This is a genomic window from Bradyrhizobium sp. LB8.2 (genome assembly GCF_040548035.1).
In the GTDB taxonomy this organism is placed as follows: Bacteria; Pseudomonadota; Alphaproteobacteria; order Rhizobiales; family Xanthobacteraceae; genus Bradyrhizobium.
Genome location: NZ_JBEPQV010000065.1, coordinates 1 through 14,233, shown reverse-complemented (window position 1 = coordinate 14,233; position 14,233 = coordinate 1). Strand labels below are relative to the sequence as shown.

11 protein-coding genes are annotated in these 14,233 nt (G+C 63.6%); 6 read left to right on the top strand and 5 right to left on the bottom strand.

The annotated features are described in order from the left end of the window. Positions 1-457 precede the first annotated feature (457 nt). Positions 458-892: a MerR family transcriptional regulator gene (locus ABIB06_RS38475; RefSeq protein WP_247348181.1), complete on the bottom strand. Its 435-nt coding sequence runs from the start codon at positions 890-892 to the stop codon at positions 458-460. Between the two features lie 148 nt (positions 893-1,040). On the opposite strand from ABIB06_RS38475, the gene ABIB06_RS38470 reads away from it, so the two are divergent. Genes ABIB06_RS38470 through ABIB06_RS38460 form a run of 3 tightly spaced genes read left to right on the top strand, consistent with a single transcriptional unit; the run spans position 1,041 to position 6,119 of the window. Then, positions 1,041-1,652, top strand: a complete 612-nt coding sequence (locus ABIB06_RS38470; RefSeq protein WP_345947006.1) for a cation efflux transmembrane domain-containing protein — start codon at positions 1,041-1,043, stop codon at positions 1,650-1,652. Further along, a complete protein-coding gene (locus tag ABIB06_RS38465) occupies positions 1,649-2,908 on the top strand; it encodes an efflux RND transporter periplasmic adaptor subunit (protein ID WP_247348177.1) in 1,260 nt (419 codons plus the stop codon). The genes ABIB06_RS38470 and ABIB06_RS38465 overlap by 4 nt, the downstream gene beginning before the upstream one ends. 4 nt (positions 2,909-2,912) lie before the next feature. Beyond that, on the top strand, positions 2,913-6,119 hold the full coding sequence (locus ABIB06_RS38460; RefSeq protein WP_354046102.1) for an efflux RND transporter permease subunit: 3,207 nt from the start codon (positions 2,913-2,915) through the stop codon (positions 6,117-6,119). Between the two features lie 196 nt (positions 6,120-6,315). On the opposite strand, the gene ABIB06_RS38455 is transcribed toward ABIB06_RS38460, so the two are convergent. The 4 genes from ABIB06_RS38455 to xylB form a co-directional block, all read right to left on the bottom strand. Further along, positions 6,316-7,263, bottom strand: a complete 948-nt coding sequence (locus ABIB06_RS38455) for an ABC transporter substrate-binding protein (RefSeq protein WP_247348173.1) — start codon at positions 7,261-7,263, stop codon at positions 6,316-6,318. 97 nt (positions 7,264-7,360) lie between these two features. Further along, complete coding sequence (locus ABIB06_RS38450; protein WP_354046100.1) at positions 7,361-8,416, bottom strand: ABC transporter permease subunit; 1,056 nt, start codon at positions 8,414-8,416, stop codon at positions 7,361-7,363. After that, on the bottom strand, positions 8,409-9,932 hold the full coding sequence (locus ABIB06_RS38445; protein WP_354046098.1) for a sugar ABC transporter ATP-binding protein: 1,524 nt from the start codon (positions 9,930-9,932) through the stop codon (positions 8,409-8,411). The genes ABIB06_RS38450 and ABIB06_RS38445 overlap by 8 nt, the downstream gene beginning before the upstream one ends. A 217-nt stretch (positions 9,933-10,149) precedes the next feature. Beyond that, positions 10,150-11,595 (bottom strand): xylulokinase, encoded by a 1,446-nt coding sequence (gene xylB, locus ABIB06_RS38440; RefSeq protein WP_354070380.1) that lies wholly within the window; start codon positions 11,593-11,595, stop codon positions 10,150-10,152. Between the two features lie 183 nt (positions 11,596-11,778). On the opposite strand from xylB, the gene ABIB06_RS38435 reads away from it, so the two are divergent. The 3 genes from ABIB06_RS38435 to ABIB06_RS38425 all read left to right on the top strand — a co-directional run bounded on the left by ABIB06_RS38435 (position 11,779) and on the right by ABIB06_RS38425 (position 14,138). After that, positions 11,779-13,023, top strand: coding sequence for an MFS transporter (locus tag ABIB06_RS38435; RefSeq protein WP_354046096.1), 1,245 nt, complete (start codon positions 11,779-11,781; stop codon positions 13,021-13,023). A 136-nt stretch (positions 13,024-13,159) separates the two neighbouring features. Further along, positions 13,160-13,714, top strand: coding sequence for a nucleotidyltransferase domain-containing protein (locus ABIB06_RS38430; RefSeq protein WP_354046094.1), 555 nt, complete (start codon positions 13,160-13,162; stop codon positions 13,712-13,714). Positions 13,715-13,838: 124 nt separating this feature from the next. Beyond that, positions 13,839-14,138, top strand: coding sequence for a hypothetical protein (locus tag ABIB06_RS38425; protein ID WP_354046092.1), 300 nt, complete (start codon positions 13,839-13,841; stop codon positions 14,136-14,138). Positions 14,139-14,233 lie beyond the last annotated feature (95 nt).

Genomic DNA, 14,233 nt, shown 5'->3' with positions numbered 1-14,233 from the left:
GGAAACCGACGGTTCTTTCCTCTTGCTGCCACAGGTCATCCTCGAAATGAGCCTGTCACCGCAATTACCGTGTCTCATTCCAGGGGTGCAGTCCACCGCTGTCACAGTAACTCCAGCTGAATGAAGGCAGGTCCGGGCCGTGCTGAATGATGCGCGGAAGCTAGCTGGGGAGCTGTCGTGAGCTGCCGAAGAGACCTCGAAGGCGAGCCAGCGTAGATCGCAATCGTTGTTGACGAACGCGGTTGCGGGGACCTGCAACAAACAGCCCCCTGGACTTCCGCCACTCGTTATTTTCGTTACATCCTAATTAATGAGCGAGTCTGGCCTGCTTACTCCGATCGCGGATATTAGCGGCTCGGGAGCCCAGGCCCGTCCGTAGCCGGACTTTTGAAGGGCCGTGGCCAGGTCGCATTCAGTAGCTTGACAGCCCGAACAACTCAATTGAAGCCGGGCAGTGTCACGATGCGAAACTCTTGAGTTTGGCTGGGGCTTCGCAGTTGGAAATTGATTCGATGACGCGGCACTCGGCCACACGACCTCCTCTGCAGCACGCTAACATGTGCTGAAGCTCGCCACGAAGCGCGACGAGCCGCTGAATTTTGCTGTCAACGGCCTCAAGGTGCTCGCCGACAAGCGCATCGATCTCTCGGCAGGAGCCCTCGGGCTGGTCCTGCAATTCGAGCAAGGTGCGGATGGCCTCGACCTCGAAACCCAACTCGCGCGCGTGGCGGACGAAGACGAGGCGCCGGATGTCGCTGTCACGATAACGGCGACGGTTGCCATCGGATCGCGGCAAAGGTGGCAGGAGGCCGATCTGCTCATAATAGCGGATCGTCGGAACCTTGAGGCCGGTGCGTCTGGCAACCTCGCCGATGGGACATTCGTCACCCATTTTGGAGACCTTTCTCTTGCTCCTCTAGTCACTAGAGGATGCAAGATCTGAGTTCAAGTATCGAGGATGAAGCATGGCGGGCTGCTGCAATGACGAATCGTGTTCCCCTGGCGGCCCAGCGCCCAGCAACCCCGCGTGGCGCCGCGTCTTGTGGATTGCGCTCGGCGTCAACGGGGTCATGTTCCTGGCCGAGATCGGAAGCGGCATCGCGGCTGGTTCGGCTTCCTTGCAGGCCGATGCGCTGGACTTCCTCGGGGATACGGCGAATTACGCAATCAGCCTCGGGGTCGCCGGCATGGTTCTGGTGTGGCGAGCCCGCGCGGCGCTTTTGAAGGGCATCACTTTGCTGGTGCTCGCCTTGTGGGTGATCGGGATCACGGCCTTTCAGGCGTGGTCCGGCACTCTTCCGAAAGCAGAGGTGATGGGCGTCGTTGGCATACTGGCGCTCGTCAGCAATGCTGCGGTAGCCGTCTTGCTTTTCCGCTACCGGGCCGGGGACGCCAATATGCGCTCGGTCTGGATATGTTCGCGAAACGACGTGATCGGTAATCTGGCCGTGCTGTTGGCGGCGGCGGGCGTGTTCGGAACCGGCACGGGTTGGCCGGATATCATCGTTGCAGCGATCATGGCCGCGCTGGGGATTTGCGGCGGCGTCCAGATCATCCGTCATGCGATGTCCGAACTTCACCCTTCGGCGCCAACAACGCGGCCGATTTCATCAGGGCAAGTCAGCAGCGCAACTATTAGATTCCGAAAATGATCGAACGCGTGAGAGTGGCGCGGTTGGCGTTTACGGGCCTCGGGTTTGCAGCCGGGATCGCGGTTGCAAGCCTTGCACCCGGCGTGCCGGAAACTGTGCGCAAGTTCGCGGGATTGGCTTTTGCGCCTGGCACCGTGCAATCGCCCGACTCTGCTGGGCAGCCGCGCGGCGAAGGCAGCAAGGCGTCGGACGACAAGCAAGCGGTCGTCAGCCTGACAGACGAGCAACTGACGGAAGCGCACATCGATCTGGCACAGATCGAAAGCGGCATCCTCGCTCGCCGCATCATCGTTCCCGGAACAATTATCCCAGTCGCCGACCGGATCGCGAGAGTCGCCGTGAAACTCTCTGGCACTGTGGCGGAGCTGCGAAAGAATATCGGCGATCCAGTGATCAAAGGCGAAGTGCTCGCCATCCTTGAAAGCCGTGAAGTCGCGGACGCCAAAAGCGAATACCTCGCCGCCCGCCTCACCAATGAGTTGCAGCAGACATTATTTCAGCGCGACAAAATGCTATGGGAAGGTCGCGCATCCACCGAACAACAGTTTCTCAGGTCCCGAAACCTGACTGCGCAGACTGAAATGAAATCCAATATTGCCCGCCAGAAGTTGTTCGCGCTTGGTCTCAGCGAAAGCGAAATCGCGGCTCTGCCAAACGAGCCGGAAGCCCTGCTGCGTCGCCAGGAGGTTCGAGCGCCGATGGCAGGCCGCGTGGTCGAGCGCAAGGTCGATCTCGGCATGGCGGTCGGACGGGATAATCTAGAGACCGAACTGTTCGTGATTGTCGATCTCGATCGTGTCTGGGTCGAACTCGCAGTGAGTCCGACCGACCTCCCCGCGATCAAGGAGGGGCAGCCCGTGTCGATTGCGGCCCGTGGAATCACGGAAAAGCCCGACGGCAAGGTCGTGTTCATCACTCCTGTCGTCGACAAGGACTCGCGCGCGGCGCGCGTGGTTGCGGAAGTTGCCAATGAGAGCGGCGCATGGCGGCCGGGTTCGTTTGTGACCGCTGCGGTCGCGACCGGCGAACAAGCGGTTTCCATTGCCGTGCCAACCAACGCCATCCAGACGATCGGCGCTGGAAAAGCTGTGTTCATCCGTACGACGGAAGGTTTCGAAAAGCGCTCGGTGGTGACCGGCCGGAGCGATGACCGCTTAACCGAGGTGCTGACGGGTTTGAAGGCCGGCGAGACCATCGCCGTCACCAACACGTTTCTGCTCAAGGCAGAGTTCCTCAAGTCGTCCGCCGAGGACTGAGGGGATGATCGAATACATCCTCGCCGCATCAGTGCGTCGCCGGTGGTTGGTCGTGCTCGTGACGCTTGCTGCTGCGCTCTCCGGCGCGTGGTCTCTTACCAAGCTGCCAATCGATGCCGTCCCCGACGTGACCAACGTCCAGGTCCAGGTCAATGCCCTCGCGCCGGCGCTCTCGCCTATCGAGATCGAGAAACAGGTCACCTTTCCAATCGAAACGGCGCTGGCCGGCACGCCCGGTCTGGAATTGACCCGTTCGTTTTCGCGCAACGGTTTTGCCCAGGTCACCGCCGTCTTTACCGACAGGACAGACATCTACTTCGCGCGCCAGCAGGTGGCGGAGCGTCTTACCGAAGCAAAGGCGAGCCTGCCGCCCGGCGTCGATGTCCGGACGGGCCCGATCTCGACCGGGCTCGGCGAAGTCTATTGGTGGTCGGTGGAGTATCTGCCCGCCGAAGAGACCAGTTCGGTCCGCGACGGCAAGCCGGGATGGCAGAGTGACGGTTCGTATCTCACCCCCGAAGGTGAGCGCCTCGCCGACGAATTTCAGCGCACCGTCTATTTGCGTACCGTGCAGGACTGGATCATCCGTCCTCAGATGAAGACCGTGCCGGGTGTCGCGGGAGCCGACGCGATCGGCGGATACGTGAAGCAGTACCTTGTGCAACCGGATCCGGCGCGCCTGATCGCCTACGGGCTGTCTTTCGGGCAAATCGTGCATGCTATCGACGCCAACAATGTCAGCCGTGGCGCGAACATTATCGAGCGTAACGGCGAAGGCTATGTGGTACGCACCAGCGGGCGCGTGGAAAACCTCGGTGATATCGAAGAAATCGTCGTCGCGACCCGTCACGCCGTTCCTGTGCGGATCAGGGATGTGGCGGAGGTAGCGCTTGGCCGCGAACTGAGAACCGGCAGTGCAAGCGTGAACGGGCGCGAGGTGGTGCTCGGGACGGCCCTGATGTTGGTCGGCGGCAACAGCCGGACCGTCGCGGCCGCGGCGGCGAGCAAACTCGACCAGATCAACCGCACCCTGCCGCCCGGCATCCGCGCACGCACGATGCTCAATCGCACCCAACTTGTCGATGCCACGATCCGCACCGTGGCAACGAACCTCGCCGAAGGGGCGCTGCTGGTGGTACTGGTGCTGTTCCTGCTGTTGGGCAATTTCCGCGCGGCATTGGTGACGGCCGTCGTCATTCCCGTCACCATGCTGATCACCGCGACCGGCATGCTGCAAGGCAGGATCAGTGCGAACCTGATGAGCCTCGGAGCGTTGGACTTCGGGTTGATCGTGGATGGCGCGATCATTATCGCCGAGAATTGCCTTCGCCACATGGCGGAGCGCCAGCGCGAACTTGGCCGGAGCATGTCGCTGAGCGAGCGTCTCGACACTGTGACGATGTCCGCGACCGAGATGATCAGACCGACGGTGTACGGGCAAGCCATCATTATTCTCGTCTACGTGCCGCTTCTGACCTTCACCGGCGTGGAGGGCAAGACGTTCGAACCGATGGCCATGACGGTCATCATCGCCCTGATCACGGCTTTCGTGCTTTCGTTGACCTTCGTGCCGGCGATGATCGCAATCTTCGTCAGCGCACGCGTGCAAGAGACCGAGAATTTCATCGTCCGCGGCTTGAAGACGCTGTATCAACCTGCGCTTGGCGCGGCGACACGATCACCCATCGCGGTGATCACCGCCGCGATTTTGCTGTGCGTCGGGGCCACCCTGCTGTTCGCACGGCTTGGCCAGGTGTTCACGCCAACGCTCGACGAGAAGAATATCGTGATGGAAGTCAGGCGGATTCCCAGCACGTCGCTTGCACAATCGCAAACAATGCAGCTCAGTATCGAGAAGGCCGTCAGCCAACTGCCGCAGGTTGCGTTTGTGTTTTCCCGGGTCGGCACGCCGGACCTGGCGGCCGACCCGATGCCGCCGAATGCGGCGGACACTTACGTCATCATGAAGCCGCGGGACGAATGGCCCGATCCGCGGATACCCAAGGACGAATTGATCCGGCAGCTCGAAGCTGAGGCATCCAAATCCCCTGGCAACAAAGTTGAGTTTTCCCAGCCCATCCAGATGCGCTTCAACGAGCTGATTGCCGGTGTGCGCGCGGACCTGGCAGTGAAGGTCTTCGGCGACGATTTTTCCTCCATGCTGCGCGCGGCCAACCAGATTGCCGCTATTCTCAAGGAAATCGAGGGTGCGGCCGACGTCAAGGTGGAGGAGGTGCAGGGCCTGCCGGTTGTGGAGATCAGAATCGACAAGGCGGAGATCGCCCGTCGCGGCCTGAACCTTGTGGACGTGCAGGATGTTGTCGGTGTCGCCATCGGTGGCAGCCCGGCCGGACTCGTGTTCGAGGGCGATCGCCGTTTCCAGATTGTTGTCAGACTTGCCGATTCGCAACGCAGCGAAGTCCTGGCGCTGGAAAATCTGCCGGTCACCCTGCCACAAAGCGGGTCGGGTACCGGGGCGGTTACCGTTCCCTTGCGCCAGCTTGCGAGTTTCCATGTGGGCGAAGGCCCCAATCAGGTCAGCCGGGAAAACGGCAAGCGGCGCGTGGTGGTGACAGCCAACGTGCGCGGTCGCGACATCGGCTCGCTTGTCGATGAGGCACAAGCGAAGATCGCGGAGCAGGTCGCGCTGCCTGCCGGGTATTGGTTGGCTTGGGGCGGCCAGTTCGAGAATTTGAGCGCCGCGCGGCAACGGCTCATGATTGTTGTGCCGCTCTGCTTTGGGCTGATATTCCTGCTCCTCTTGGGCGCGCTGGGTTCCGCCCGCGACGCGCTGATCGTGTTCAGCGCCGTTCCCCTGGCGCTCACTGGAGGAGTGGTGGCGTTGTGGCTGCGCGATATGCCCTTTTCGATTTCGGCGGCGGTCGGCTTCATCGCGCTGTCGGGCGTCGCCGTTCTCAATGGACTCGTGATGTTAAGCTTTATCAGGCAGCTCATCCATGACGGGGTATCGAAGCAGGAGGCCATTGTCGTTGGCGCGCTTACCCGTCTGCGCCCTGTCGTGATGACCGCGCTGGTCGCCTCTTTGGGTTTCGTGCCGATGGCCATTGCAACCGGGACCGGAGCCGAGGTGCAGAAACCCTTGGCCACCGTGGTGATCGGTGGTCTGATCAGCGCGACCTTGCTGACGCTCGTTGTTCTGCCCGCGCTGTATGCGCGATTTTCAAGCGGACCGCGCAATTTGACAGGTTGATCGCCCGAGCGCGCTACCTGGTTCTAGAATCTGAGGTTATTTTAGGGGACGGGATTTGAACCTATGACCTCAAGCTCATGAGCCTGACGAGCGGGCGCAGCCGACCCAGCCCCGGTCAATCGCTGCATGCATAACTAACATGGCGCCACGTAAGCTGGCCAGCGCCACATCCGGCGCCGGCCATATCCCACCGCTACTACTGCGACCGGTCCGAGGTCCAGCCCTTGTACTCGCCGACATTGTCGCGCGTCACGAGTTTCGACGGCAGCAGCTCGACGGTGGACGCCGGCTTCTGGCCGTTGAGGATGCTGACGCCGACCTGCACGGCGCGGCGGGCCATGAAGAACGGGTCCTGCGAGGCGGAGGCCTGGATCTGCGCCGCCTGCGGGTCCTTGAGCGCTGCTTCGATATCGGGCGCGCCGTCGACCGCGGTGATGACGATGCCGGTGCGGTGCTGCTGGCGCGCCGCGAGGTCGGTGCCGATCGCCTGCGGATCGTTGATGGCGAAGATGGCGTCGATCTTGGCGAAGCGGGTCAGATAACCCTGCGCCACCGTGAGGCCGCCTTCGCGCGAGCCCTTGCCGTCCTGGTCGTTGGACAGAACCTTGATGCCGGGGTTCTTGCCGAGCACGTTCTTGCAGCCGACGACGCGATCGATCACCGCGGAAACCTGCGGGCCGTTCTCGATGATCACGTCGCCTTTGCCTCCGAGCTTGTCGACGATGTATTGGCAGGAGATCTCGCCGGCCTGGACGTTGTTGGTGGTCACCGTGGCGTCGGCGCCCTCGGCTGCGGTGTCGACGGCAACGACGACGATGCCGGCGGCCTGGGCCTTCTTGATCGCCGGCCCGACCGCCTTGGGATCGCCGGGATTGAGCAGGATCAGGTCGACGCCGGCGGCGATGAAATTGTCGATCTGGGTGACCTGCTTGCCGAGATCATACTCGAAGCCGACGGTGGTGATCTTCACGTTGGGATTGGTCTTTTTGGCCTCGAACTCGGCGCCCTTCGACAACGCGACGAAGAACGGATTGCCGAGCGAGCCCAGCGAAATGCCAACCGACTTGAGTTCCTTGGCGAAGGACGGAGCAGAGCTCAGGACGAGCGCCATCGCGGCGCCGGCAAGCGAGATCGTCTTCAACATTGGCTTCCTCCCTGGTCTGTTGAATCTCCGGCACGGCGACCAGTTGCCGTGACGGAATAGACATGAGGGCGCGGCTCCGGCTGCATCTCTCCCGCGCTCAAGTGCGGGCCGAGCCCTGCAGCCGATAGCGGTCCAGCGCCACCGCGCCGATGATCACCAGGCCCTTGATCACATATTGCCAGACGTCGGACACGCCGATCAGGATCAGGCCGTTCGACAACACGGCAATGATCAGCGCGCCGACCAGCGTTCCCCAGATCGAGCCGATGCCGCCGACAAAGGAGGTGCCGCCCAGAATCACGGCGGTGATGGCGTCGAGCTCGTAGGACTGGCCGAGCTGCAGGCCGTTGGCGGCGTAGAGGCGCGCCGCCTGCATCGCGCCGCCGAGGCCCGCGAGCAGGCCAGACACTGCATAGACAAAGATCAGCACGGCCCAGACCTTGATGCCGGCGAGCCGCGCGGCGCTCTCGTTGCCGCCGACCGCGTAGATGTGCACCCCGAGCACGGTGCGCTTGAGCACCAGCCACGACACCAGGATGACCAGCAACGCGATCACCCAGAGCCACGGTATCGACACGACACCGGGAATGAGAGTCACGGCGCCGTTGCCAATGAAGGCATAGGGTATAGACGGATTGAACACCGTGGTGTCGGCGCCGAGCAGGCGCGCCGCACCGCGCACGGCGGTCAACGACCCCAGCGTGACGATGAAGGGCGGCAGGCGCAACAGCGCGATCAAGGCGCCATTGAGGATGCCGAGAACGGCGCCGGTGAGCACCGCGGCCGGCAACCACAGCGCCCCGAGATCGGGGAATTTGGAGACGATCAACCCGGCCATCGCCGACGCCGCCAGGATGGAGCCGACCGAGAGGTCGATGCCGCCGGTGAGGATGACGAAGGTCATGCCCGCGGCCAGCACGGTATTGACCGCGGATTGCTGCACCACGATGCCGATGTTCTGGCCGGTGAAGAAGCGGCCGTCCGACAGAACATGAAAGCCGATGCACAGCAACAGCAGCACCGGCAGCATGCCGACCGCGCGAATGATCATCCGCGTACGCTGCCGCTTCGTCTCCTGCGCGGCGGCAACACCGGATCCGGCTGGGGCGGCCTTTGCAGGTACGGTGTTGGAGGAAGCGCCGTTCTCAGGCATCGAGCTGCTCCGTTCCGGTGGCGAGTGCCATGATCTCCTCCTGATTGAGCGGCGATTTCGCGTCGCGCCGGATCTGCCCGGCGATCCGCCCCGCGCGCATCACGACGACGCGGTCGCAGATGCCGATAATCTCGGGCAGGTCGGACGAGATGACGAGAACCGCGGCGCCCGATTTCGCGAGATTGTCGATGATCGAATAGATCTCGGACTTGGCGCCGACGTCGACGCCGCGCGTCGGCTCGTCGAGGATCAGGATTTTCGGACCGATCGCGAGCAACCGCGACAGCAGCACCTTCTGCTGGTTGCCGCCGGAGAGCCCGCCGGCGGGAACGCCGACATTGGCAGCGCGGATTCCGAGCGCCGCGAACGCGCGTTTGGCGCGGTCGCGAGCCTTGTCTCGGTCGAGGATGCCGCCGAATTTCGCATCGCGTCCCAGCACAGCGAGATTGATGTTGTCGAGGCAGGACATGTCGAGAAACAGGCCGAGCGCCTTCCTGTCCTCGGTGAGATAGGCAATGCCCGCGTCCAGCGCCTCGCCGGGCGTGCGGATGCGGACCGCGCGGCCCTCGATCTCGACATGGCCCGAGATCATGGGCGCGGCGCCGATGATCAGATGCGCAAGCTCGGTGCGGCCGGCGCCGACCAGGCCGGCGAGACCGACGACCTCGCCCGCATGCACCGTCAGCGAACATCCCTTGACGCGCCTGTTGTCCGCGATGTCGACGGCCGCAAGCACGGGAGCTCCCGGCCGCGCCTTGAGATCATGCTCCTTCTTGTAGAAGGACGAGACGTCGCGTCCCACCATCATCCGGACGATGGCGTCGGCGCGGATGTCCGGCTTGTCGAGCGAACCGACCAGCGTGCCGTCACGCAGCACGGTGACGCGGTCGCCGAGCGCATAGACCTCGTCCATGCGATGCGAGATGTAGATGATGGCGAGACCTTCGGCGCGCAGCTGACGAATCAGCGCGAACAGCCTTTCGCTCTCGCCGGCCGACAGCGCGGTGGTCGGCTCGTCCATGATCAGTATCCTGGAGCGGGCATGCAGCGCGCGCGCGATCTCGACCAGTTGACGCTGGCCCATCGAGAGATTGGCCACCAGAGTCTGCGCCGTGAAATCCGCGCCGAGCCGCGCAAGGATCGGACCGACGCCGGCCTGCATCGCCTCGCGCGCCAGCAAGCCGCCGCGGGAGACCTCGCGACCGAGATAGATATTCTCCGCAACGCTCAGATTGGGCGCAAGCGAGAGTTCCTGATAGATGATCGCGATACCGGCCGCGCGGCCGCCGTGCGGGCCGCTGATCTGCACCGGCTGGCCGTCGATGCGGATTTCGCTGCCGGTGTCTGGCCGGTAGGCGCCCGACAGGATCTTCATCAGGGTGGATTTGCCGGCGCCGTTCTCGCCCATCAAGGCGTGGATTTCGCCAGCGTAGACGGTGAGGTCGACGTCGCGCAGCGCCTTGATGCTGAAGAACGATTTGGAGACCCGGCGCATCTCGAGGATGGGCTCGCTCATCACACCTCCCCGGCGCGCCGACGGCGGCATCGTAATCTCACCCGCGTCTCGTTCGGTCCCTGGCGCGTGGCGCATTAAACAAAAGGCCGCGGCGCAGGGCAATAGCTCCCGCATGCCGACGAACGGTCCGGCGCCGGATTTATCTTTTCCGGGCGGAACCGATCTCGAACGCAATGCCTTTTCTTCGCCACATCGTCGCGCACCATCCGGTGCGCGATCAGCGCCGCGGCCGGTACAGGCGGCGCCATTCCGGGAGCCGCTCGGCATAGGCCTGCGCAAGCGCGCGGTCGGGCTCGAACGTCTCGACGCGCCGTGGCGCGGTGCAGACGGTATCGATCGCCTCCCCGGTGACGGCGAGGCGGCCAAGCCGCGCCGCACCAAACGCCGCGCCCGTCTCGCCGTCGGTAAAGCGATGCACGGGGACGTTCAGGACATTGGCCAGCACCGACAGCCAGAACCGCGACCGCGAGCCTCCGCCGATGACATCGGCCTCAGCAATCACCAATCCGGTCTCGGCAAGCACGTCCCGGCAATCCGCGAGTGCGAAGGCGACGCCTTCGAGCACGCCTTGCACGATGGCGTCACGATCGGTGGCGTGACTGAGCCCGTCGAGCATGCCGCGCACATCCGGGTCATCATGCGGGGTGCGTTCGCCGGAGAGGTACGGCAGGAAGCTGACGGACGACGGCGCCTTTGGGTGCAACCCGAGCGGCGCCAGCAGGTCGGCCTCGGAGGTCCCCAACAGCCGCGCGATCCAGGCCAGGCACGAGGCTGCCGAGAGGATCGCGCCGGCTTGAATCCATCTGTCGGGGACCGCGTGACAGAAGGTGTGCACGACCCGCGCCGGGTTGGCCGCGATCGTGTCGGTCGGCACAAGCAATGCGCCGGAGGTTCCGAGCGAAATGAAAGCCGCGCCGGGATTGATGGCGCCGATGCCGACGGCTCCCGCAGGATTGTCGCCGGCCCCGCCGGCGATCATCGGCCGCCCGGTCATGCCCCAGCGTTGCGCCATCTCGCTCCGCAGCCGTGCCGACGGCGCGCAGCCCTCGACCAGACGCGGCATCTGCCGGCGCGATAGAGCGGACGCGGCGAGCCCCTCATCCGACCAATCGCGGCTGACAACATCGAGCCACAGCGAACCCGAGGCGTCCGAGACATCCTCGATCGCTTCGCCCGTCAGCACCAGGCGCAGATAGGCCTTTGGTTGCAGCACGAGCCTGGTGGCGGCGAAAATCTCCGGTTCGTGTCTGGCGACCCATAGCAGTTTTGGCGCGGTGAATCCCGGCATCGCCTTGTTGCCTGTCGTCGTCCGCAAGGCGGGCCAGCGCCGCTCCAGCTCGGCGCCTTCCGCGACAGACCGTCCGTCATTCCAGAGAATGCAGGGCCGCAACGGCACGAGGCCGGCGTCGAGCAGCGTTGCGCCGTGCATCTGGCCCGACAGGCCGATGCCCTCGACGCCGGCCAATTCGCGCGCGTGATCCACCTTCAGCGCATCCAGCGTCGCGAAAATGGCCTCGATCCACTGCGCCGGGTCCTGCTCGCTATGGCCGGGATGTGGCGAGTTGACCGTCAGCGACCGGCTGCGGCTCGCCACCACGCGCTGCGCGTCGTCGACCAGAACGATTTTGACGGCAGAGGTGCCGAGATCGATCCCGAGATACATGATGTCACTTGCCTTGCGCGTTTGTCTTGCGCGTCCAGGATCTTGCGTGTCCATGCACTTCCAGGATCTTGCACTTCCGGGACTTTGCACTTCCATGACATTGCGGGCATGGCGTTCCCGATGTTGGCATGCACCCGCCAATCATGTAACCCCCACCCGAAACCTTCTCGGGACGCAATGCCCATGACCATCGCCGCCACCAACGACGCGGGAGCCACCCGCGCGCTGATCCTTGCATTGCTCGCGCTGGCCTGCGGGCACATGCTCTCGACCTTGTTGCGCACCATTCCGGCGGTCAGTCTCGACCTGATGGCAGCGGATTTCGGCATCGAACCACAGGCGCTGGCGAGCCTCACCTCGGTCTACCCGTTTGCGTTTGCGGCGGCGCAGATCCCGGTCGGCGCGGCGATGGACCGCTTTGGCGTCCGGCCGGTGTCGCTGAGCCTGCTCGCCGGAACCGTGGTCGGCGCCATCGCGTCGGGGTTCGCGACCGGACCCGAAAGCTTCGCGGTCGGGCAAGTGCTGCTGGGCATCGCCACCTCGGGCATGCTGATGTGCCCGATGACGCTGGCCGCCAAGCAATTGTCGGCAGCGCGGTTCGGGCTGTGGTCGGGCGCGATCCTCTCGATCGGCAATATCGGCATGCTGTTGTCGTCGAGCCCGCTCGCCTTCGTGGTCGACACCTACGGCTGGCGCGCCGGGTTCTGGATCTCGGCAATCGGCGGGGTCGTGGTCGCGTTTGCCGTGTTCATGCTGGTGCCGAGCCAGCCGGCCGAGCACAAGGATGAATCCTCGCCGCTATCGCAGATGATCGAGGTGCTCAGGCTCGGATTGTCGCGGCCCTTGCGCGGCCTGATCGCGCTGGCGCTGGTATCGCTTGCGACCTCGCTGGTGCTGCGCGGCCTGTGGGGAGGGCCGTGGCTGATGCAGGTCAAGGGATTGTCGCGGGTCGAGGCCGGCAACCAGCTCGGCGCGTTCACGCTGGCGATGATTGCTGGCCCGCTTCTCATCGGCATGATCGACCGCAAACTCAGTCGCCGCCGCGAGCTGGTGGCGGGAACGCACCTGGCCGGCGCATTGCTGCTGGGGCTGATGGCGTTAGGGGCGCCGCACTACGCCGTCTCCGTGCTGTGTGGTGTGCCCGTGATGCCGCCGCAATACGACCTCGTGCTGTTCGTGCTCATCGGGCTCGCCACCTCCGCGCAACCGCTGCTGTTCGGCATGTCGCGTCAGCTGGTCGACGCCCAAATGGCGGGCAAGGCGCTTGCGGCGATCAACCTCGCCTTCTTCCTCGGCGCGGCGCTGATGCAGTCGATCACCGGCGCGGTCGCGGCCTTCGCGGGGCTGCCGGCCGTGCTGCTGTTCATGGCTGCCATGCTCGGCATCGGCGCGCTGATCTTTTTGGCTTATACATCGTCGCGTTCGTAGAGGGGACCGCCTCGTCGAGAAACCTCCCCACGAGGTCAACCATCAGCAGCTTGATATCCCCAATTTGGGTACTATAATCCCCAATATGGGTACGAATGCAGAAACTATAAACCTGTCAAATGCACTGTTCTCCAAGGTGCAGCAGCGCGTGCTTGGTCTCATTTTCGCGCATCCCGACCGCAGCTTCTACACGTCGGAGATCATCCGAACCGTTGCCTCCGGCACGGGGGCGGTCGAACGCGAGCTATCGCGCCTACGACGTAGCGGCCTCGTCTCGGTCGAGCACATCGGCAATCAAAAGCACTATCGCGCCAACCGGCATTCGCCGATTTTCGAAGAGCTGCAGGGCCTCGTCCTCAAGACCGTGGCGCTGAGCGAGTTCTTGAAGAAAGCCCTTGAACCCTTCGCGAGTAAGATAAGGACTGCTTTCATCTTTGGCTCGGTCGCCAAGGGAACGGACACCGCGCAAAGCGATATCGATGTCATGGTGATCGGAGACGACTTGGACTACTCGGACCTCTACACCGCCTTCCAACACGCCGAGGATCGCCTGCTGCGCAAGATCAGCCCGGCTTTTCTCACATCGGAAGAGTGGCGGCAGCGGTCTTCGCGGGCCGGCTCCTTCGCCAGGAAGCTGGCTCTTGGCCCGAAGACGTTCATTCTTGGCACTCAACGCGATTTGCGCGCATGAGCAAGACCGAGCTCGACAATCTCGTGAGAATCAAGCGGCTCAAGACCGAGCCGCCCACACGCAGCGAGTATCTTGGCATGGTTGCGGCCGCGGGCAGCCGGTTGAAGATGCTCAGAATGAAGACTTGGATCCCGATAGCCGTTTTGACCTGGCCTATGGCGCAGCACACCGGCTGGCGCTGGCGGCACTCCGGCGTGAGGGCTATCGTTCGGAAGACCGGATCACGGTATTTCAGACGCTGGTGCATACGATCGGAACGAGTGCGGCGGAGATACAGGTCTTCCTCAAGGCCCACAGCGAACGAAATCTTGCCGAATATCAGGGCCGGATGGAGATCGACGAAAAGCTTCTCGCCGACCTGGTTCGGTGTACGAAGACAATCGAAGCGGCGGTCGCCAAGCTTGATCCGCCAGCGAAGAACTAGCCCAACTTGCGCAGTTAGAGGCGAGATTTCGCTATTTTCGGGGATTTTGCACCGCGTGACTTGAATCGGATCAATTGGTTAGACGGTGCGAAGCG

Coding starts and splice junctions, on each gene's coding strand:
- ABIB06_RS38475 (WP_247348181.1), bottom strand. CDS start 892: ATGGGTGACGAATGTCCCATCGGCGAGGTTGCCAGACGCACCGGCCTC.
- ABIB06_RS38465 (WP_247348177.1), top strand. CDS start 1,649: ATGATCGAACGCGTGAGAGTGGCGCGGTTGGCGTTTACGGGCCTCGGG.
- ABIB06_RS38460 (WP_354046102.1), top strand. CDS start 2,913: ATGATCGAATACATCCTCGCCGCATCAGTGCGTCGCCGGTGGTTGGTC.
- ABIB06_RS38455 (WP_247348173.1), bottom strand. CDS start 7,263: ATGTTGAAGACGATCTCGCTTGCCGGCGCCGCGATGGCGCTCGTCCTG.
- ABIB06_RS38450 (WP_354046100.1), bottom strand. CDS start 8,416: ATGCCTGAGAACGGCGCTTCCTCCAACACCGTACCTGCAAAGGCCGCC.
- ABIB06_RS38445 (WP_354046098.1), bottom strand. CDS start 9,932: ATGAGCGAGCCCATCCTCGAGATGCGCCGGGTCTCCAAATCGTTCTTC.
- xylB (WP_354070380.1), bottom strand. CDS start 11,595: ATGTATCTCGGGATCGATCTCGGCACCTCTGCCGTCAAAATCGTTCTG.
- ABIB06_RS38435 (WP_354046096.1), top strand. CDS start 11,779: ATGACCATCGCCGCCACCAACGACGCGGGAGCCACCCGCGCGCTGATC.